Origin of the sequence: Pedobacter sp. G11 (genome assembly GCF_003860265.1) — a bacterium.
Taxonomy (GTDB): Bacteria; Bacteroidota; Bacteroidia; order Sphingobacteriales; family Sphingobacteriaceae; genus Pedobacter; species Pedobacter agri.
The window spans coordinates 242243-262756 of record NZ_CP034190.1; the positions used below are offsets into that span (position 1 = coordinate 242243).

17 protein-coding genes are annotated in these 20514 nt (G+C 38.8%); 10 read left to right on the forward strand and 7 right to left on the reverse strand.

Features of this window, described 5'->3' with window-relative positions:
- The first annotated feature begins 15 nt into the window (after positions 1-15).
- The 8 genes from EA772_RS00985 (at position 16) to EA772_RS01020 (ending at position 10752) form a co-directional block, all read left to right on the forward strand.
- Positions 16-1356 carry a sigma-54 dependent transcriptional regulator gene (locus EA772_RS00985; RefSeq protein WP_124910836.1) on the forward strand — a complete coding sequence of 447 codons (1341 nt, stop codon included), beginning with the start codon at positions 16-18 and terminating at the stop codon, positions 1354-1356.
- 267 nt (positions 1357-1623) lie between these two features.
- Entirely contained in the window at positions 1624-1701 is a 78-nt protein-coding gene (gene kdpF / locus EA772_RS22415) for a K(+)-transporting ATPase subunit F (RefSeq protein WP_083837946.1), read from the forward strand.
- Positions 1702-1771: 70 nt separating this feature from the next.
- The gene (gene kdpA, locus EA772_RS00995; protein WP_124910837.1) at positions 1772-3490 is read left to right on the forward strand and encodes a potassium-transporting ATPase subunit KdpA; all 1719 of its coding nucleotides are present in this window, start codon (positions 1772-1774) and stop codon (positions 3488-3490) included.
- Positions 3491-3682: 192 nt separating this feature from the next.
- Positions 3683-5710: a potassium-transporting ATPase subunit KdpB gene (kdpB, locus tag EA772_RS01000; RefSeq protein WP_124910838.1), complete on the forward strand. Its 2028-nt coding sequence runs from the start codon at positions 3683-3685 to the stop codon at positions 5708-5710.
- Positions 5711-5799: 89 nt separating this feature from the next.
- The gene (locus EA772_RS01005; RefSeq protein WP_124910839.1) at positions 5800-6360 is read left to right on the forward strand and encodes a K(+)-transporting ATPase subunit C; all 561 of its coding nucleotides are present in this window, start codon (positions 5800-5802) and stop codon (positions 6358-6360) included.
- 149 nt (positions 6361-6509) lie between these two features.
- The gene (locus EA772_RS01010; protein WP_124910840.1) at positions 6510-7580 is read left to right on the forward strand and encodes a porin; all 1071 of its coding nucleotides are present in this window, start codon (positions 6510-6512) and stop codon (positions 7578-7580) included.
- A 214-nt stretch (positions 7581-7794) separates the two neighbouring features.
- On the forward strand, positions 7795-8919 hold the full coding sequence (locus EA772_RS01015) for a sensor protein KdpD (protein ID WP_124910841.1): 1125 nt from the start codon (positions 7795-7797) through the stop codon (positions 8917-8919).
- Positions 8920-8997: 78 nt separating this feature from the next.
- Positions 8998-10752 (forward strand): ATP-binding protein, encoded by a 1755-nt coding sequence (locus tag EA772_RS01020; protein WP_124910842.1) that lies wholly within the window; start codon positions 8998-9000, stop codon positions 10750-10752.
- Here EA772_RS01020 and EA772_RS01025 read toward each other — a convergent pair.
- From EA772_RS01025 to EA772_RS01040, 4 genes are all read right to left on the reverse strand, one after another.
- On the reverse strand, positions 10749-11225 hold the full coding sequence (locus tag EA772_RS01025) for an acyl-CoA thioesterase (protein ID WP_124910843.1): 477 nt from the start codon (positions 11223-11225) through the stop codon (positions 10749-10751). The two genes, EA772_RS01020 and EA772_RS01025, sit on opposite strands and share 4 nt — an antisense overlap.
- Positions 11226-11569: 344 nt before the next feature.
- On the reverse strand, positions 11570-13705 hold the full coding sequence (locus tag EA772_RS01030) for a glycoside hydrolase family 97 protein (RefSeq protein ID WP_124910844.1): 2136 nt from the start codon (positions 13703-13705) through the stop codon (positions 11570-11572).
- A gap of 127 nt (positions 13706-13832) precedes the next feature.
- The gene (locus tag EA772_RS01035; protein WP_010599941.1) at positions 13833-15086 is read right to left on the reverse strand and encodes a DUF2130 domain-containing protein; all 1254 of its coding nucleotides are present in this window, start codon (positions 15084-15086) and stop codon (positions 13833-13835) included.
- An 84-nt stretch (positions 15087-15170) separates the two neighbouring features.
- On the reverse strand, positions 15171-15551 hold the full coding sequence (locus EA772_RS01040; protein ID WP_010599940.1) for an OsmC family protein: 381 nt from the start codon (positions 15549-15551) through the stop codon (positions 15171-15173).
- Between the two features lie 486 nt (positions 15552-16037).
- Here EA772_RS01040 and EA772_RS01045 point away from each other — a divergent pair, with 486 nt between their 5' ends.
- Both EA772_RS01045 and EA772_RS01050 read left to right on the forward strand, forming a co-directional pair.
- Complete coding sequence (locus EA772_RS01045; RefSeq protein ID WP_010599939.1) at positions 16038-16403, forward strand: YtxH domain-containing protein; 366 nt, start codon at positions 16038-16040, stop codon at positions 16401-16403.
- A gap of 63 nt (positions 16404-16466) precedes the next feature.
- Positions 16467-17210 carry a YdcF family protein gene (locus tag EA772_RS01050; protein ID WP_124910845.1) on the forward strand — a complete coding sequence of 248 codons (744 nt, stop codon included), beginning with the start codon at positions 16467-16469 and terminating at the stop codon, positions 17208-17210.
- An 81-nt stretch (positions 17211-17291) separates the two neighbouring features.
- Here the strand turns inward: EA772_RS01050 and obgE are convergent, their stop codons facing one another.
- The 3 genes from obgE to EA772_RS01065 form a co-directional block, all read right to left on the reverse strand.
- Positions 17292-18287 (reverse strand): GTPase ObgE, encoded by a 996-nt coding sequence (gene obgE / locus EA772_RS01055; protein WP_124910846.1) that lies wholly within the window; start codon positions 18285-18287, stop codon positions 17292-17294.
- 162 nt (positions 18288-18449) lie between these two features.
- Positions 18450-19019: an adenylate kinase gene (locus EA772_RS01060; protein WP_010599936.1), complete on the reverse strand. Its 570-nt coding sequence runs from the start codon at positions 19017-19019 to the stop codon at positions 18450-18452.
- Between the two features lie 364 nt (positions 19020-19383).
- Entirely contained in the window at positions 19384-20451 is a 1068-nt protein-coding gene (locus tag EA772_RS01065) for an SDR family oxidoreductase (protein ID WP_124910847.1), read from the reverse strand.
- Between the last annotated feature and the right edge of the window lie 63 nt (positions 20452-20514).

Consider the following 20514-nt stretch of genomic DNA (forward strand, 5'->3'; position numbering starts at 1 on the left):
TCATAAATTATACCTATGAACGGGATAGTCCTCATCATTGATGATGAAAAAAAAATATGCAGTTTACTTTCGAGGATTATTGAACTAGAAGGCTTTAAAACCCTGCAGGCAAACACTGGCAAAGAGGGATTAAAACTTCTGAAAAACAATGATATTAGCATTGTGATCAGTGACGTAAAATTACCTGATGTGAACGGGGTGGCCATGGTGAAAGATATCAAATTGCTTAAACCATTTGTTGAAATTATCAATCTGACAGCATACGGAACCATTTCAGACGGTGTTTTAGCCATTAAAAACGGTGCCTTTGATTACTTGGTTAAAGGCGATGACAACGATAAGATCATTCCGCTGCTTTACAAGGCGATGGATAAAGCAAACCTGCAACAGCGAATTTTTGAGCTTGAAAAAAGCACCTCAACAAAGCATAGCTTTGAAAGCATTATTGGTCAGTCAAAAACCTTGAAAGTAGCAATTGATCTGGCGAAAAGAGTAAGCAAAACCGATACAACCGTACTTCTACTCGGTGAAACCGGAACCGGCAAGGAGGTTTTTGCACAGTCAATCCACTACGAAAGCCCAAGATCGGCAAAACCATTTGTTGCACTAAACTGTAGTGGCTTTTCACCTGATTTACTGGAGAGTGAACTTTTTGGTTATAAAGCCGGTGCATTTACTGGAGCAAATAAAGACAAAAAAGGCTTGCTTGAGGAAGCCAATGGTGGCACTTTATTTTTGGATGAAATTGGGGAAATGAACCTCGATTTGCAGGCCAAACTGCTTCGGGTGCTCGAAAATCAGAGTTTTATCAAAGTGGGTGATACCAATACTCAACAAGTAAATGTTCGTATCCTTGCAGCAACGAATAAAGATCTAAAAGCGGATGCGGCATCGGGAAAATTTCGTTCTGATTTGTATTATCGTTTATCCGTTTTCACAATCGTTCTTCCGCCTTTGCGGGAAAGAAAGGTGGATATTCCTGCTTTGGCGCAACATTATTTAACACAGTTCGCCGTTAAAGCCAATCGCCCCGAACTTGCATTAGAAAATAAAATGCTTGATGTCTTTGAAAAATACAACTGGAAAGGTAACATCCGGGAACTCAAAAATGTAATCGAGCGACTTGTTATTCTCTCAGACGATGATAGCCTCAACTTATCAGCTTTACCACAAGAGTTCTTCGAATTCGCTCCTTTGGAAAATAATTTTAACCTCCAACAGGTAGAAAAACAACATATTCAAAAAGTGCTTATTCACACCAAAGGAAATAAGACTGAAACCTCAAGGTTGTTAGGCATTGGCTTAACTACACTGTACAGAAAAATTGAAGAGTACGGCATAACGGAATTCAAATAAGCCAATTAAAATAAGTATCCCAAAACGATAAAAACCTTTCCAAAACGGAAAGGTTTTTTTATGTCCAAAATTTTGATTCAATAACAAAATCAAATCAAACACCTGTAAAACAGTATTTTGCAAAAACTACATTTTCATCGGCACAAGAGTTGGCAATAGGCATTTCATAAATCAATAAGTTATGACAATTATCCTGTTTCTAATTCTAATCCTGCTCTGCTGGGCAACTTACCTTTCTATCGATTGGTTTGAAAAAATCTAAAGAAAATGTTAGCACTATTCATCATCTCAATCGCCGTATTTATCTATATGATTTACGTGTTGATTAACCCAGAAAAATTTTAAACGCGGTTGTCATGTTGAGCCTCTCGAAACAGTAAGCACAACGACAATCATCTGTAAAAAACAAAAAAAAATGAACACTGAATTAACTGGCATCATCGCCACATTCCTGCTCACCTTAATCATTGCCATCCCTTTGGGTAAGTATTTGGCGAAGGTTTTTGCAGGAGAAAAAGTTTGGACAGACTTTTTAAAGCCACTCGAAAACGGAATTTATAAACTTTCAGGCATCAACATTAAAGAACAGATGAACTGGAAACAACAACTCAAAGCTTTGCTAACCATCAATATGGTATGGCTGGTATACGGCTTTTTTGTGTTGATATTTCAGGATAAACTTCCTTTCAATCCTGATGGAAACCCAGGAATGACATCTGATTTGGCTTTCAATACCATCATCAGTTTTGTGGCCAATTGTAACCTGCAACACTATTCGGGCGAAAGTGGTGTAAGTTATTTAACACAACAATTTGTGTTGATGTTCTTGCAATTTGTAAGTGCCGCCACTGGTATCGCGGCAGCCGTAATATTATTCAAGGCCTTTAGAGATAAAACCACTACACAACTGGGCAACTTCTGGGAGTTTTTCGTGAGAGCGATTACACGTTTATTATTGCCATTATCAATTGTTGTGGCTTTAGTTTTAACTTTTAATGGCACACCTGCAAGCTACGAGGCGAAAGACCAATTTATCTCTCTGCAAGGCGATACCGTAAATGTATCACGAGGTCCCGCAGCGCAGATGATTGCCATCAAACACTTGGGTACGAATGGTGGTGGGTATTTTGGTGCAAATTCTGCCCATCCATTCGAAAACCCAAGTTACTTAACCAACATGGTTGAAATTATTGCCCAAACCATTATTCCAATGGCGATGATTATCGCTTTTGGGTATTTCATCCGCAGGAGAAAATTGGCCTGGACAATCTTCGGAGTCATGACAATCGGTTTATTTATGCTGATGATTCCGACTTTAACTTCTGAATTGGGCGGAAATCCTGCATTAGCTAAGATGGGCATATCGCAAACTACTGGCGCAATGGAAGGTAAAGAAGTTCGCCTCGGACCAGCTGCCACGGCCTATTGGAGCACATTAACTACGGTGATTTCTACAGGCTCGGTAAACGGGATGCACGATAGCACCATGCCATTAACGGGCTTATGGCAACTGTTAGCCATGATGATAAATGCGATTTATGGCGGTTGTGGGGTTGGTTTATTAAACTATTTCATCTACCTGATTATTGCTGTATTTATTTCAGGCTTAATGGTGGGCAGAACGCCTGAGTTTTTAGGTCACAAGGTTGAAGCCAGGGAAATTAAAATTGCCGCCATCATCACTTTATTAAGTCCGTTTTTAATTTTAGCGGGAACAGCAATTGCAAGTTTTGCATTCACTAATCATGGAGATGCGGCTTGGGCTGTTCAGCCGAAAAACTGGTTAAACAACCCTGGTTTCCATGGTTTTTCTGAAATGCTTTACGAGGTAACTTCTTCAAACGCCAACAACGGTTCCGGCTTCGAAGGTTTGGGCGATAATAACGTGTTTTGGAACGTGCTTACTGGTGTGATTATTTTCTTAGGTCGCTTCTTGCCGATAATTGGCCCAGTTGCCATTGCAGGTTTGTTAGGCGCTAAAAAATTCATCCCGGAATCTGCAGGAACCTTAAAAACTGATACCAAAACCTTTGCGCTAATGACTTTCGCTGTGATTTTAGTACTCAATGCGCTGTCGTACTTCCCAGCATTAGCCTTAGGGCCATTGGCAGAATACTTTTCTCAATTGAGGTAAACGTGAGATGGAAGATGGATAAGGGAATAGCCTAAACATCATACAGCTCTAGAGGTAAACAGGAATATGGGAGATGGATAAGATATACCATTCATCATACCTGTTCAAAGTTTAAATAATAATGGAAAAATGAATATTGGCATTGTCCAAACACATCATCCATTTTACATCAAACATCATACATATTTAAAAATGAAACCCAATAATAAATTATTCGAACCTGCTTTGATGCAAACTGCATTGAAACAATCTTTCATCAAACTCGACCCACGGGTAATGGTTCGCAACCCCGTAATGTTTACCGTTGAAATTGGCACTCTGGTAATGGCTTACGTGACCATTTACTCTTTCAGCAACAGCGGACAAGGTTCTCCGCTTTATAACTTTTTTATATTTTTAGTGCTTTTCTTAACGGTTTTGTTTGCCAATTTTGCTGAGGCAATTGCGGAGGCAAGAGGTAAAGCACAAGCCGATAGTTTACGTAAAACGAGGGAAGAGACGCCTGCAAAAGTCCTTTTAGATAATGATACAATCGAAATCCGCTCCTCGAATCAACTGAAACAAGGTGACATTTTCATTTGTGAGGCTGGCGATACAATTCCAACCGACGGAGAAATTGTGGAAGGTATTGCAACCATCGATGAATCTGCAATTACGGGAGAATCTGCTCCGGTTATTCGCGAATCTGGCGGCGATAAATCTTCTGTAACTGGTGGAACAAAAGTTTTATCTGATGAAATAAAAGTTAGGGTGAGCACCGCTCCTGGTGAAAGCTTTTTAGATAAAATGATTGCATTGGTTGAAGGGGCATCCCGCCAGAAAACACCTAACGAAATCGCTTTAACCATTCTATTGGCCAGCTTTACTTTGGTGTTTATTATCGTTTGCGTTACTTTAAAACCTTTTGCTGATTATGCCAACACGCCCATTACCATTGCGGCTTTAATTTCACTGTTCGTCTGTTTAATCCCAACAACTATCGGCGGTTTATTATCGGCTATTGGTATTGCTGGAATGGACAGGGCTTTAAGGGCTAACGTAATTACCAAATCGGGCAAAGCGGTAGAAACTGCAGGCGATATTGATGTTTTGCTTTTGGATAAGACCGGAACAATCACCATTGGTAATCGAAAAGCAACCAACTTCTATCCTACCGCGGGGGTGTTGATTAAAGATTTTACGGATGCTTGCGTATTAAGTTCTTTAGCTGATGAAACTCCAGAGGGAAAATCGATTATCGAATTAGCTGCTGAACAAGGTTTCACAAATACAGGAACGCCATCAGGTTCAACTTTCATCAAATTTACAGCCGAAACCCGTTCAAGCGGATTAGACACTGCAGACGGAAGACGTATTAGAAAAGGTGCTTTCGATTCCATCAGAAATATTGTAGAAAAAGCTGGTAATATTTTTCCATCAGATATACGCGACCATGTGAATTCCATCGCAACCAATGGCGGAACACCTCTGGTTGTATCAGAAAATGAAAAAGCCTTGGGCGTGATTGAGTTGCAAGATATCATTAAACCAGGCATTAGCGAGCGTTTCGAACGCTTAAGAAAAATGGGCGTTAAAACGGTAATGGTCACTGGAGATAATCCTTTAACTGCCAAATACATTGCCGAAAAAGCAGGTGTAGATGATTTTATCGCGGAAGCAAAACCCGAGGATAAAATGAATTACATTAAAGATGAACAGACTTTGGGAAAACTGGTTGCCATGATGGGTGATGGCACAAATGATGCTCCGGCGCTTGCCCAGGCCGATGTGGGTGTGGCCATGAACAGCGGAACACAGGCGGCTAAAGAGGCTGGAAACATGGTTGATTTAGATAACGACCCAACTAAATTAATCGAAATTGTAGAAATCGGGAAGCAGCTTTTAATTACCCGAGGAACGCTGACGACTTTCTCTATTGCGAATGATGTAGCCAAATATTTTGCAATCGTTCCGGCATTGTTTATTGCTTCCATCCCAGCCTTACAAAGTTTAAATATTATGGGCCTGCATACGCCAGAAAGTGCAATTATGTCTGCGGTTATTTTTAATGCGATTATCATTCCGATTTTGATTCCGCTAGCCTTAAAAGGCGTGGCTTACAAACCGATTGGCGCAACTGCTTTACTTCGCAGAAACTTATTTATTTACGGCATCGGAGGTGTTGTTGCTCCATTTATCGGCATCAAATTAATTGATTTAGTAGTGGGGTTGTTTGTTTAATCGAAACATAAATTAAGATTGTTCGACAAGCTCAGCATGACAAATTGAAGCTCTTTAATTATTTAAAACCTGTGTAATCACTTAATATCATGAAAAAATACATCATACAATCGATACGCTTAACCTTAGTTTTAATCGTATTGTTATGCATCATCTATCCCATCAGCATTGCCTTAGCCGGAAAACTTTCCAGCGGAAAAGGTGATGGCGAAAAAATCGCTAAAAATGGAAAAACAATTGGTTATGCCTTGTTAGGTCAATCGTTTACCAAACCTGAATATTTTTGGGGAAGACCATCGGCAGTTGCTTACAATGCGGCTGGTTCTGCCGGCTCGAACAAGGGCCCATCTAATCCAGATTATTTGAAAGAAGTTCAGTCGAGGATTGATACACTTTTGAAATATAATCCAGGATTAAAAAAATCAGATATTCCTGCTGATATGGTTACGGCTTCAGGTAGTGGTTTAGACCCGAATATTTCTGAACAAGGTGCAGCCATCCAAATTGCCAGAGTGGCAAAGGCACGTAAAATTAATGAGGAGAAAGTTAAGGAACTGGTAGCTATGAATACGCTAAAACCATTACTAGGCTTGTTCGGACTATCCTCGGTAAATGTATTGAAACTGAATGTAGCACTGGATAATTTGTAAATCGGAAAATCGTCATTGCGATGCATGAAGCAATCCTAGGATGTCGATTTGCGCTTAAAGATTGCTATGTACCTCGCAATGACGACCGCCCTAGACAAATCGTTAAAGAAGATTCTTCGTACCTCAGAATGACAAATATTAATAACAAAATGAAAAAACTAATCACCATTATCACAACAATAACAGCGAGCCTAACAGCATTTGCACAAGATGAGCCTAAAGTAAAATTCTCTGGTTATTTAGAGACTTATTACGGCTACGATTTTAATAAACCTACTGACCATAATCGTCCAGGTTTTATTTATTCTCACAACCGTGCGAACGAGATAAATTTGAATTTAGGGTTTATTAAAGCGGGCTACGAAAGCGGTTCAATCCGTGCGAATTTAGCGGTAATGGCCGGAACTTATGCCAATGCAAACTTAGCCGCCGAGCCTGGCGTTTTAAAGAATATTTTCGAAGCCAATGCAGGCGTTAAACTTTCCAAATCAGAAAACCTATGGATAGATGCCGGAATTTTTGCGTCACACATTGGTTTCGAAGGGGCTATTTCTAAAGATTGCTGGGTATTGACCCGTAACATTGCATCCGAAAACACGCCATACTATGAATCTGGAGCAAAAATAACTTACGGCACAAAAGATGGAAAACTAGCTGCAACCCTGCTCTACCTCAACGGATGGCAAAGAATTACCCGCATTGATGGCAATAATAAACCGGCAGGTGGTTTACAGTTAACATGGAAACCGACAGATAAAATCACAGTAAATTACAGCAATTATTTAGGAACCGAAGGAGCAGATTCTGTACGAGTGAACCGATTGTACCACAATATTTATGGCGTTTTTCAATTGACAGATAAATTTGGCCTAACCCTTGGTTTCGATTATGGAACGCAGCAGAAAGCAAAAGGCAGTAGCGAGAAAAATGAAATTTTATCGCCCGTGGCTGTTGCACAATATAAGTTTGCTCCAAAATGGGCCATTGCTGGTCGATTCGAATACTATGAAGATAAAAATGGTGTTTTCATTTCAACAGGAACCCCAAATGGCTTTAAAACAAAAGGATACTCTTTAAATGTAGATTACTCACCGATTGCGAACGCAGTGATTCGTTTAGAAGGAAAAACATACGATAGCAAGGATAAAATTTTTAATCGCGAAGCAAGTTTAGTTAATGCGAATACCACATTGACCGCAAGTATAGCGGTGGCGTTTTAAAGATTGAAAGATGATAGAGATTATCACACCTGATATTGCATCCAGCAGGGCCAGTGCAGAAATCTACGTTTCACTTTAAACCGGCCTAACAAATTTTTGGGGATGTACGGTCAAAGCCAAACCACCAACTTTAAAACAAAAATTTTCAGCCGGCAATTTTGTTTCTTTTGTTGTCAAAAGAAAAAAGCCTGTCTGGCTAAGACAAATAAACACCATGCAAAGCAAAGACGATTCCGTTAAACACTTCCTCAATCTCATCAAAAAATCGAGACGAGGAAAACTCAAAATCTACATTGGGATGAGCGCTGGCGTGGGCAAAACCTATCGGATGCTGCAGGAAGCGCATGCACTTTTGCGCAACGGAATCGATATTTGCATTGGTTATGTAGAAACCCACAAAAGAGCAGAAACTGAAGCCTTGGTTGCTGGTTTACCCTTAATTCCACGAAAAAATATATTTTACCGGGGGAAGGAAATCGATGAGATGGATTTGCAGGGCATATTAAATCGCCACCCCGAAATTGTTGTGGTTGATGAACTGGCACATACCAATGCTGAAGGCAGTAAAAACGATAAGCGTTGGCAAGATGTTTTTGATTTATTGGAGGCAGGAATTAATGTTATATCGGCTGTAAATATTCAACATTTAGAGAGCATAAATGAAGAAATTGAACATATTACCGGCATTAAAGTAACCGAGCGGATTCCGGATAAAATTCTCGAAGTCGCGGATGAAATTGTGAACATCGATTTAACAGCCGATGAATTGGTGACCAGATTGAAAGAGGGAAAAATATACGATAAAAGTAAAATCGGAAAGGCTTTACAGCATTTCTTTCAGGCTGATAAAATTTTGCAATTACGGGAATTGGCTTTGAAAGAAGTGGTGCATCAGGTGGAAAGGAAAATACAAACTGAAATCCCAAAATCCATAAAACTTCGCCCGGAGCGATTTCTTGCCTGTATTTCTTCCAATGCAGAAACAGCTGGCGTAGTTATTCGCAAAACCGCCAGGCTCGCTTCCTATTACCACTCACCCTGGATTGTTCTGTATGTTCAAAGTGATGGGGAAAGTTTGGATAAAATTAAGCTTGATAAACAACGACATTTGATTAATCATTTTAAACTGGCGACAGAATTAGGTGCAGAGTTGATTAAAGTTAAAAGCAACCAGATTACCCAAACCATTATTAAAACGGCAACAGAAAAAGAAATTACCACCATTTGCATCGGTAAACCACACCTAAATATTTTCCAGATCATTATGCGAACGGCAATTTTTAATCAACTGTTACGTAATTTAGCCACAAAAGAATTGGATTTGGTTATACTATCGTAATCTTAACATGTCATTCTGAGCTTGTTGAAGAACATTTCGACAAGCTCAATGTGACAACTATTCTAACACAACATCATCATGAAAATCAAAACCAAACTTCGCCTCGGATTCGGATTTCTATTCATCATCGTTTTATCCTTTGGATTGATTGCCCTATTCTTTTTAAACGAGCTTTCAGATAAATCAAAAGTCATCCTCAAAGACAATTACAAATCGCTGAGATATGTTGCAGCTATGCGAAATGTTGTTGATGAGAGTGCTTTCCCATTATCTGCGGAAAAGGCAAAAATATTTGAACAAAATCTAAAAAACGAAGGACAAAATATCACTGAAACCGGAGAGAAATTAGCCTTTCAAAAATTAGCGGTGGCCTATGAAACTTTGATTAATGCTTCGACAAACAGCATTAATGCAAATAGCTTAAAAAGCTTACGTTCAGCACTTCAAAACATAGAAGAGGTAAATATGAAAGCCATTTACGACAAAAATGAAATGGCAAATGCTGCATCATCCCGAGCAAATTTATATATCTCTATTGCGGCGATGGTTGCATTTCTCATTTTGTTTACATTCATCGTCAACTTTCCGGGCTTTGTCGCTAATCCACTAGCGGAATTTAGCGCTGCAATAAAGCAAATCGGCAGAAAAAACTATAAGCAGCGCCTCCATTTTAATAACCATGATGAGTTTACTGAACTTGCAGATTCGTTCAATGGCATGGTTGTCAAACTAAATGAATGGGAGAATAGTAATCTGTCAAAAATCAAATCAGAGAAATCGCGTATCGAAGCCATTATTGCACAAATGCAAGATGCCATTATCGGTTTAAATGAAAAGGGAGAAATTCTATTTTTGAATCATTTAGCAGCAAAGCTGATGAATCTTGATGAAGAAAAAATCATCGGCCAAAACGCAGCAGAACTCATCAAGAAAAATGAATTATTAAAAAGAATTATCAAGCCTGAAACAGCGGAAAAAACTTTAAAAATTTATGCTGATGAAAAGGAATCGTATTTCTTATTAGAAAACCGCGAAATCATTATTCCAAATTATGAAACGCCTGAGGATAAAACTTTATTCGAATCTTCTAAATCGGCTGGAAGTGTTTATGTGCTGAAAAATATTACACAGTTTAAGGAATTGGATGAAGCCAAAACAAATTTCATCGCAACCGTTTCTCATGAATTAAAAACGCCACTCTCCTCTATAAAAATGAGTTTAAAATTATTAAACGATAGCCGGGTTGGAACAATGAATGAGGAACAAAGCCAATTACTAATACATATTAAAGAGGATAGTGACAGGTTATTAAAAATCACTAGCGAACTTTTAGATTTATCGCAGGTAGAAACCGGAAATTTAAAACTTACTTTCGCCATTACCAAGCCCGAAGATATTGTGAATTATGCGGTAGATGCAGTTAAGTTCCAGGCGGAACAGAAATCAATAAAATTGGAATTAAATTGCGATCAAAATCTGCCGAAGGTTAATGCCGATATTCAGAAAACCGCCTGGGTGCTGGTTAACTTTCTATCAAATGCGTTGCGATACAGTTCAGAGAAATCAAGCGTTAAAATTGATGTATTTCAGAAAGATAAATTTATTCAGTTTTCTGTGCGGGATTTTGGAAAAGGAATTGATGAAAAATACCAGAAACGGTTGTTCGAAAGGTATTTTCAGGTGCCTACAGATGGACAAAACAAATCGGGTTCAGGCTTGGGCTTAGCCATTTCCAAAGACTTTATCGAAGCAGAAGAAGGAAAAATCTGGGTAGAAAGTGCGATTGGAGAAGGAAGTTGTTTTAGTTTTATGTTACCGATAAATCAAGCTTAAACAATATAAGGTTCCATTTCCTTATCAATACTTTTACGTAATTCCATGAGTTTAATTGCGTAGCCATGCATGGCAATTTCTTTATCTGTTTTCGGCTTGAAAGATGGAATTTGTTTGGGTTGGCCATCATCGCCAACGGCCACAAAAACTATAATACAGTGGGTATTTTTCACAAAATCAGATTTACCTACTGGTTTTGAATAGGCATCAACAGCGATATGCATACTGGTTTTGCCGGTATAGATAATCCGGGCTTCCATTTTCACCAAATGGCCAATATGTACCGGGCGAAAAAAACGAATTCCACCCACATAAACGGTCACACAGTATGAATCGCTCCATTGCAGTGCACAAGCAAACGCAGCCTGATCAATCCATTTCATCATCATCCCTCCATGAACCTTTCCACCGTAATTCACATCAGATGGTTCGCTTAAAAATTGTAGTTCAATGTGATTTTTTGTCCTGGCCATTTGGGTTGTGTTTGCTTTTATTAACCGCAAAATACGCAAAGTGAAAACGCAAAGAAAGAGAAGATGGATTTTTGTTATAAAAAAAGTCGTCATTGCGAGGCACGAAGCAATCTTGAAACGAAAGAATTTAATAGCTAACGCCTTAGGATTGCTTCGTGCCTCGCAATAACGGGGCGCCTATAATATAACGCATAAAATTATAATCTGCATGAGCCCATTGTGCCAATAAAAAAGTCGTTCCAACTTGGAACGACTCATTACTTAATAAAGCTTTATGTACTTTGAGGTAACTAACTTCAACACTTCGCGAAAACTTAGCGTTCTTTGCTGTTAAATCATTAAACCTATTTTGCCATGATGCTAATTGCATAACCGCCACCAGGAGCACAATTTAAAGTCAACCTGGTTTTATTGGTTACTTCCATCTTGCGGATGGTATAAGCTTTTGGATTCGTTTCGTAATGCGCATCCTTTGCATCAGCATAAATGGTTGCAGTATATTTTTTACCTGCATCTAAAAAGCTGAAATCAATCTTTGATGTACGGGCCACCTCATCATTTGTTCTTCCAACAAACCAGTTGTTTTTCCCTTTTGCCTTACGGGCAAATGTAATATAATCGCCGGGTTCTGCTTCTAAAACCTTAGTATCATCCCAGTCAACCGCCACATCTTTAATAAATTGGAAAGCGTCCAAATATTTATTGTAGGTCTCTGGTAAATCCGCAGCCATTTGCAAAGGACTGTACATGGTGACATAAAGCGCCAACTGGCGAGCTAAAGTTGTATGGACAAATGAATTATTTTCAGGGTTATATGCACTTACTTTAGTTTCAAAAATGCCTGGCGTGTAATCCATAGGACCACCAATTAAACGGGTAAACGGTAGAATAGTAGTATGATCGGCGTTATTTCCACCGAAAGCTTCATATTCCGTTCCGCGGGCAGATTCATTACCGATTAAGTTAGGATAAGTACGAGCCAAACCTGTCGGGCGAACCGCCTCGTGGGCATTTACCATAATCTTATATTCCGCAGCTTTTTCAATGGCGTACAAATAATGGTTGTTTAACCACTGACCATAATGATGCTCTCCACGGGGAATCATATTGCCCACATAACCGCTTTTCACCGCATCGTAACCATTGGCTTTCATAAATTTGTAAGCGGTATCCAAATGTCTTTCGTAATTACGAACCGATGATGATGTTTCATGGTGCATAATCATTTTTACGTTTTTGCTTGCCGCATAGCGATGCAATTCTTTCACATCAAAGTCTGGATATGGCGTAACGAAGTCAAAAACATAATCTTTTGTTTTGCCGAACCAATCTTCCCAACCTTCATTCCATCCTTCAACTAATACACCGTCTAAACCGTGTTTAGCCGCAAAATCAATATATTCTTTTACATGAGCGGTATTTGCAGCATGCTTTCCGTTTGGTTTAGTTTTCGAATAATCGGTTACACCTAATTGCACACTAGTTAAATCGTTATACGCCCAGGTGCTTTTTCCAGTAATCATTTCCCACCAAACACCAACATATTTGGTTGGTTTTATCCACGATACATCTTTAAATTTTGTAGGTTCGTTAAGATTGTAAGTCAGTTTAGAAGTTAGAATATCGCCTGCTTTATCACTCACAATAATTGTTCTCCAGGGTGATACGCATGAAGCTTGTAAATACCCTTTATCCCCTACTGCGTCAGGCGTTAACCACGATTCTAAAACCATGTCTTTATCATCAAGATTTAGCGACATTAACGAGTAATTAACCAAAGCCGCCTCGTGAATGTTGATGTACAAACCATCTTTACTTTTCATCATTAAAGGTGTTTGTAAACCAGTTGGAGAAAAGGTAGTCTGCGATGCGTTTGGTGTTACTGCAGTTTTCATTTTGCCTCGCACTTCTGATAAATTTGAAGTCGTGGTGCTATATTCCTGCGTATCATAATCGCCCGGTAACCAAAACGCTTTATGATCTCCAGCTAAAGCAAATTGCGTTTTTTCTTCTTTGATGATGAAGTAATCCAGATTTTTTTGTTCTGGAAATTCATACCTGAAACCCAGGCCATCATTAAATAAACGCATGCGAATAATAATGAAACGATTGCTTTCTTTTTGTGTGAGCGTAACCGCTAATTCGTTATAGTGATTGACAATATCCTTCACCTCGCCCCAAACCGGTTTCCAGGTTTCGTTAAAAGTACTGGTTTTGGTATCCGTAATGGTGAAACCGTTCATTAAAGATTTACCTTCTTTAAGTTCTAAACCAAGTTTGCTCGCTTTGATTACGTCTTTGCCTTTGTATTTCAACTTGTAGGTTGGAACACCACCGTCAGCTAATGAAAAGTTAGCCACCAAATTTGCATCAGGCGATTTTAATTCTTGTCCGGAAACGTTCCCGGAAAAAAGTAAAAAGCAAATAATTGCTAGCAATAGAGAGCGGTTAATAGTTTTTTTGTTTAGGTTTTTATTCACTTTATATCATTTATTTTATAATCATTTACATTCCCCGTCATCGCGAGGCACAAAGCAATCTCAATTAAGATCTATAAAAAGATTGCTTTGTGCCTCGCAATAACGAATTCATTTAGCTGTATCGTTTTTAATCCAACAACAAGGTTTCATCCTCATCATCTGTTAAACTTAACTGAATGCTATCGCTCCCGGCAATTCCCTCAATCGAACCCCGAATATGCGTAGCATTTAACAATACTTTTTCCAGTTGCTTTTCACGGGCTTTCCATAAACGTTCCATGGCATCGCGTTCGCGTTGGATGGATAATTTCATGCTCATAAAACCCTCGCGAATGGCTTTCCATTGCTCAGAAAATTCGGCTCCGGTAAGGTAATCGTATAACATATGCATTTTGTCGCCTCGGTTTTCCTGCGACTTCATCGCTGTAGATAAACGCAGGATTCCATCACGCAACACATAAGCTACTGCATTCACTTCTTCAAAAGAGCAAATCCAAACACCATCTTTCTGCCCAAAACAATCCATTCCCTTTGGGTAACATTGACTCACGATTACCGCCACATCAACGCCCATGCTTCGCATGTCTTTTTTCAGTTTTTCAATCCAGTCGCCACCAAAATCTTTGGTACGCTTGCTTTCATAAATAATTTTACCGCATTCCTGCCCGAATTGGTTACGCACAACTTGTACACAATCCGCACCACGTACCCCTTTGCCTACTTCTTCAATTAAATCGAAAGGGAAGTTGCTACGCAGTAATTCTTCCAGAATAAGTTCCTGTACTTCGCCTTGAAGCTGCATACTGCCCTGTTCCGCTTTTCGCTTCATTTCTTCGGCCAGTTTCTTTTGGTCGTCGAGTTGTTTTTCAAGCTCTTTTAAACGAAGCTGGTGCTCGGTATCTTTAATGCTATTTTTTTCAGCTTCCTGTTTACGAATCTGCTCCACCAACTCGTTGCGTTGCTCTTGCATTTTACGCTGGAAAGCCAGCTCCATTTCTTCCTCTTTTAGCTTTAAACTTTGCTCTCTACGCAAAAACTCTAACTCCTTTTCGCGTGCAAGTTTCAGCTTTTCTTCATTTTCCTTTGCATTGCCTTCCAGCATTTGCAATTTGGTTTCGAAATCTGATGCAATACTTTTACGCAGATTTTCTTCTAAATCGCCTTTCAGCTTATTCTTCTCTTCAATCAGTTTAGCTTCAAAAGTTTTTTGTTGCAGCTGCTTTTCGTTCTCAAATTCAGCAAGTCTTTTCTGCAACTTTGCATCATTTTCCTTTGTAAAAGCAATCATCTTATCACGTAACTCTCGCTTATAATCTTCGGCCATGGCTTCTTCCATCGGAAAAACATGAGCACAGTTTGGGCATTTAATTTCGGTAGCCATAAATAATTTTTAATCACAAAGTTGAAGAGGTACAAAGATATTAAAGCTTTTTAGGAAAAGGTAAACGAGTTTTGCACCATTTTTTTAAAGCACTTTCGACCGAACTTCGTTACCTGCCGTCAGTATTTTACTTACCGGGCATTTCGCCGCAATATCCTCTAATCTTTGTTTCTGCTCTTCAGTCAACTGGCCGGTACAAGTAATCTCTTCCAGGAAAATATTCTGCGCATTCTCTATACCCATGTTCACTTCCACCTCAATTTTGTCAACTGCCCAACCCTTTCTATCTACATACATCCGCAGTGTAATGGCTACACAAGATGCAAGGGACGCCATTAACAATCCTTTTGGCGCAAAACCCTTATTCGTTCCGCCTAAATCTGCCGGTTCATCTATCACGATATCATGTGTTCCGTTTGTTACCGCACATGCATAATGCTCTTTGTTTATTGTTGCTTTTACCATTATTATTCAATTTAAAAGTTTAAACTTACCTAAAATCAAATTATTTTTTTGGAAAATGAGGGTTCCGTGTGCATGGCGGCTTGCAGCCCTGCTTACCATTCCAAGTCCGCACTCGTACCTCGCTTGCGGGCTTTCCATTAAAATCAGGTTTAGAAACAAGGGTTAAGCACCCTGCAAAACGCTAAAATGGAAAAAGCTTTTGCTGTTTAGCCCCGATTGAAGTGGAAATATTTTTTATTTGTAGCAACCCTGAATAAACTGTCATGCTGAGGCACGAAGCATCTGCAACCAATGAAACTGATTCTTCGTGCCTCAGCAAAGCAGAAGTTTTAACAAGATTGAAACGAAAAGCGGGACCGATTTTTAATAGCTGCAGCGTCATTGCGCTGCCAAAAAAAATCGTTTTAGAGGTTTGATTTACAATCGAATTTAAAAATAACGAAACATTATGAAGTAGCGTTTGTTCCTTTTAAAAAACACAATATCATGAAGTACAGAAAGTTAATCGGAAAATATTTTGCTCACAAATCAAACAGCAATGCTCAAATTGCTTTAGCGTTAGTTGCAGGATTAGCAGCAGGTGCAGTAATCAGCGTTTTATTTGCCCCTGATAGCGGTGCTGGAACCAGAGGTAAAATTGCCAGTGGTGCCAAAAATCTGCGTTATGGTTTTCAGGATAAATACAACCTTTTGAAAGAAAAAGTATTTGGAGTGGAAGCGATTGAGGAAGATATTGTTGAACATGAGGTGCCTCATTTTAAACATAAGGTTACTAAAAAAACTAAGTCAGACATCAAAGAAATTCTGGAACATGCCCATGAGAATGGTCAGGTACAAGAAGGACAAGGCTAGTTTAATCTGTTAAAAGTTTATTTTCTTAGAATTTGGTTATACATTTGGTTTTAAAACAGCCTAATGTCATTCATTTTTTCAAAGCTTTTAATTTTTGCGTTACAGCCCATTATTTGGATTTTTGTAACACTTGTATTTGCCTTTTTTACTAGAAACCAACAGCGTAGGAAAAACCTCTTTATCTTTGGAATAATATTATTATTTGTTTTTTCTAACCGTTTTTTGGTTGGCAAGGTTTATAATATTTACGAGGTTTCATATCCGCCTAAAAAGCAATATGATATTGGCATCTTATTAGGCGGTTTTTCAAAATCTACAAAGGGTGGTCAATTGGCGGCAAACGAACGTGGCGACAGGCTTATACAAACCATTTATTTGTATAAAACTGGCGTAATCAGGAAGATTTTAATTAGTGGCGGTTCGGGTAAGTTAATTGGTTCCGAATCTATTGAAGCCGATTTAACCTCAACTTATTTGCACAAAATTGGCATTCCAGATTCGGCAGTACTGATTGAGAATAGAAGCAAAAACACCATTGAGAACGCAAAATATAGTGTAGAAATAGCCAATAGAAATGGTCAAAATGCATCGGTACTGGTAATTACAAGTGCCTGGCATATCCCTCGCTCCCGAATGATTTTTAATAAGGCCTTTAACCGAGAACTTGACTATTACCCTACTGATTTTATTGGCAAGGATAGTTACGATATTTCTGATTTTTATATGCCCGATGCTGGTACCTTAAGCTACTGGCAATATATTTTAAAAGAATGGGTGGGTTTGGTTGTAGATAAGTTTCGCAGCTGATTATTGCGTGATTTAATTGCTGAATTTTGTTGTTAAATGGTTTCCAAAAATCAACCAAAAATTAGCTCATTAAATAATGATTTAAGCTTCAATTGCTTTCCAAAGCATATCTTTTAACTCTAAAATATTTTTCTCTGCAACTGATGAAATAAATATCGATGGAATGTTTGGCAACTCCCGTTTCATTTCTGCCATGAGTTCATCATCTAACATATCAGATTTTGTAATTGCCAGTACATGCGGCTTTTGCATCAATTCAGGGTTGTAAGATTCCAACTCGCTTTTTAGAATTTCATATTCTTCTTTAATCGTTCTACTTGTATCAGCAGGGACCATAAATAATAATACAGAATTACGCTCAATATGACGTAAGAAACGGTAACCTAAACCCTTACCTTTTGACGCCCCTTCGATGATACCTGGAATATCAGCCATTACGAAAGATTTCCCGCCACGGTAACTTACAATGCCTAAGTTCGGAACAATGGTAGTGAAAGGATAATCGGCAATTTCTGGTTTAGCCGCAGAAACCACAGACAATAAAGTTGATTTACCCGCATTAGGGAAACCTACCAAACCTACGTCGGCCAAAACCTTAAGTTCAAGAATATTCCAAACTTCCTGACCAGGCTCACCTGGCTGCGCAAACCGAGGTGTTTGCTGAACAGAGTTTTTAAAATGGGCATTACCCAAACCGCCGCGACCACCAGCAGTTAAAATTTTGGTTTCGCCATGTTTGGTAATTTCAAAAAGGACTTTACCAGTTTCAGCATCTTTAGCAATGGTACCAAGCGGCACTTCTAAAATTTCATCTTTACCTTGTCGCCCAAATTTGTGCGAACTTCCACCCGCCATTCCATCTTCGGCAATAATATGTTTGCGGTATTTAAGGTGCAATAATGTCCAAATGTTGCTGTTACCAACCACCGTAATATGGCCACCACGTCCGCCATCGCCACCATCAGGGCCACCCATTGAGGTGAGGATATCTCTATGTAAATGTGCAGAACCTGCCCCACCCTTACCAGAGCGACAACAAATTTTTACATAATCCACGAAATTCGATCCCTGTGACATATTATTAACTTTTAGTTTGGCGATTTTGAATTAAAAACCGATGGTAAATTCTTATTATATTTTACTGTACGATTTAAGATTACAAAAATCGTTAAAAAACAAACATCCGCAAAAAACAACTATTGCTTTTTCTGCGGATGTTAATTTTTAAAAAATTATTATTTAAAACTGATCAATTACGTTGCAAAGATCAGTATAAACTCTTTCTATTTCACCTATTCCATTTACTTTTTTCAACTTTCCCTGCTCCTCATAATAAGGTAATACATGAATGGTTTTTTCAAAGTATTCTGAAATACGTTTTTTTAGTTTTTCTGCGTCATCATCCGGACGGCCACTTATCTTATGTCGTTCAGCAATGCGTTTTGTTAACTCTTCCTGATCAACATCTAAAGCGATAACGCCAGCAATTTTGCTTCCCTTACGCTCTAAAAATAAATCAAGTTCTTTTGCCTGAGGAACGGTGCGTGGAAAACCATCGAATACAAATCCCTTTGCTTCAGGATTTTTATCTACCTCTTCTTCAAGCATGGCAATTGTAATTGCATCCGGAACCAATTCTCCATCAGCTAACAACTGGCTAACTTTTTTTCCTAATTCTGTTTCACCTTTTACGTGTGCTCTAAAAAGATCGCCTGTTGAAACATGTACTAACTGATATTTTTCAATCAATTTTGCAGATTGGGTGCCTTTACCCGCCCCTGGAGGGCCAAAGAGAACTAAATTAAGCATTAACGTGGTTTAGGTTGTCTTTAAAACTAAGAGCCTTATTGTTGCGACTCATTTAAATTGAAAAAATAACACAAAGTGTTGCCTTTCAAGGCTGCAAATATATAATTATTAATTTAGATGAGTTTTATAAATGGCAATTTATTTAAAAAACTAACTTGTTTAAAACCAAACAAATTGTTTTAAGAAGAATGTTAGGCATTAAGCCACACCCACCTAACATCCTCATCTAAAAACCTCATTAATCCGAACAAAAAATTATAACAGAACTATTTCCATTGAAATTTTTATCGCAAATCTTGACAATATGTTAGTGGTAAATAAAAAAATCGTGGATTTATTATGGTTTTAGTTCGACATTTTCCGATTAAGGTATTAAATGACTCCGACGGAGCGTATCGAATAATTTATAAAATGCATCTTCAGTATCCTGAAATACTAAAAATCCCTTTTTTCTACTTTTTGACATGTCAGTCATCACTTCAATCGGCCTGCCAAGATCAAGATCGGTATGCCATGCAGAGGCAAGTCGACTTAAATTAGTTTCTTTCAGCTCGTGTTCTACCGCAATTTTTCTCCAAACTTCAGCATCATCTTTCATCTCTTGTTCAAGTGGGCAGATGGTACCCTCAAAACCCAATGATTCAATTTGAAAGTATGCTGCCAATCTTTTCCATAGCCGGCTCCAGCGGAACACATCGCCATTTACTACATTGAAAGCTTCGTTTTTTGCTTCATCGGTTGTTGATGCCCAGATAAGGTGTTCGGCCAACACACCTGCATCAGTAACATCTGACAAGCCATTCCATTGCGCCGCTGAGCCGGGCCACCTGAACTTGCGCCCTGTTGCCTTACAAATTGAGGCATAAACAGCTAAGGTAGTACCCAGATTCATCGCATTTCCAACTGCCTGACCAATGACCGTATGCGGCCGGTGAATACTCCAGGTGAAACCATCGCGAGCTGCCGCAGCGTAAACCTCATCTTCCTGAGCGTAATAAAAATTCTCTATATCCAGTCTGGGATGCTCTTCTCTTAAAGGCGTTTCAGGTAAAAATCCATCTTTGGCATAAGCCTCAAACGGACCTAAATAATGTTTTAAACCTGTTACCAGGGCCACATGCACTACAGATTGACGTACAGACAATGCATCAAGTAAATTGCGAACCATTAAACTATTTACCCGAATATTTTCAGCCTCGGTGTCATTCCGCATCCAGGTAGTAATGTAAACATGGGTGGGTTTTATTTCCGCTAAACTTAATTTCAGGCCATCAAGATCTAGCAAATCTGCCGCTACAGGTTTTAAGTTATTTATTTCACGATTTGGATTCCTGGCCAAACCGTATGTATCCCAACCATCGGCAATCAGCTTAATTGCTAAGTTGCTTCCGGTAATGCCACTCGCACCAACTACTAATGCTATTTTATCCATTTTATTAATTTTTAAGTGATGTTCAAAATTACCTGAACAATTACAGCTAGCACTTGATTTGCG

Bases quoted from the DNA above. Each gene is read 5' to 3' on its own strand.
- obgE (WP_124910846.1), bottom strand. From the start codon at position 18,287: ATGTCACAGGGATCGAATTTCGTGGATTATGTAAAAATTTGTTGTCGC.
- EA772_RS01015 (WP_124910841.1), top strand. From the start codon at position 7,795: ATGCAAAGCAAAGACGATTCCGTTAAACACTTCCTCAATCTCATCAAA.
- EA772_RS01050 (WP_124910845.1), top strand. From the start codon at position 16,467: ATGTCATTCATTTTTTCAAAGCTTTTAATTTTTGCGTTACAGCCCATT.
- kdpB (WP_124910838.1), top strand. From the start codon at position 3,683: ATGAAACCCAATAATAAATTATTCGAACCTGCTTTGATGCAAACTGCA.
- EA772_RS01045 (WP_010599939.1), top strand. From the start codon at position 16,038: ATGAAGTACAGAAAGTTAATCGGAAAATATTTTGCTCACAAATCAAAC.
- EA772_RS01025 (WP_124910843.1), bottom strand. From the start codon at position 11,225: ATGGCCAGGACAAAAAATCACATTGAACTACAATTTTTAAGCGAACCA.
- EA772_RS01020 (WP_124910842.1), top strand. From the start codon at position 8,998: ATGAAAATCAAAACCAAACTTCGCCTCGGATTCGGATTTCTATTCATC.
- EA772_RS00985 (WP_124910836.1), top strand. From the start codon at position 16: ATGAACGGGATAGTCCTCATCATTGATGATGAAAAAAAAATATGCAGT.
- EA772_RS01035 (WP_010599941.1), bottom strand. From the start codon at position 15,086: ATGGCTACCGAAATTAAATGCCCAAACTGTGCTCATGTTTTTCCGATG.
- kdpA (WP_124910837.1), top strand. From the start codon at position 1,772: ATGAACACTGAATTAACTGGCATCATCGCCACATTCCTGCTCACCTTA.
- EA772_RS01065 (WP_124910847.1), bottom strand. From the start codon at position 20,451: ATGGATAAAATAGCATTAGTAGTTGGTGCGAGTGGCATTACCGGAAGC.
- EA772_RS01005 (WP_124910839.1), top strand. From the start codon at position 5,800: ATGAAAAAATACATCATACAATCGATACGCTTAACCTTAGTTTTAATC.
- EA772_RS01010 (WP_124910840.1), top strand. From the start codon at position 6,510: ATGAAAAAACTAATCACCATTATCACAACAATAACAGCGAGCCTAACA.
- EA772_RS01060 (WP_010599936.1), bottom strand. From the start codon at position 19,019: ATGCTTAATTTAGTTCTCTTTGGCCCTCCAGGGGCGGGTAAAGGCACC.
- kdpF (WP_083837946.1), top strand. From the start codon at position 1,624: ATGTTAGCACTATTCATCATCTCAATCGCCGTATTTATCTATATGATT.
- EA772_RS01040 (WP_010599940.1), bottom strand. From the start codon at position 15,551: ATGGTAAAAGCAACAATAAACAAAGAGCATTATGCATGTGCGGTAACA.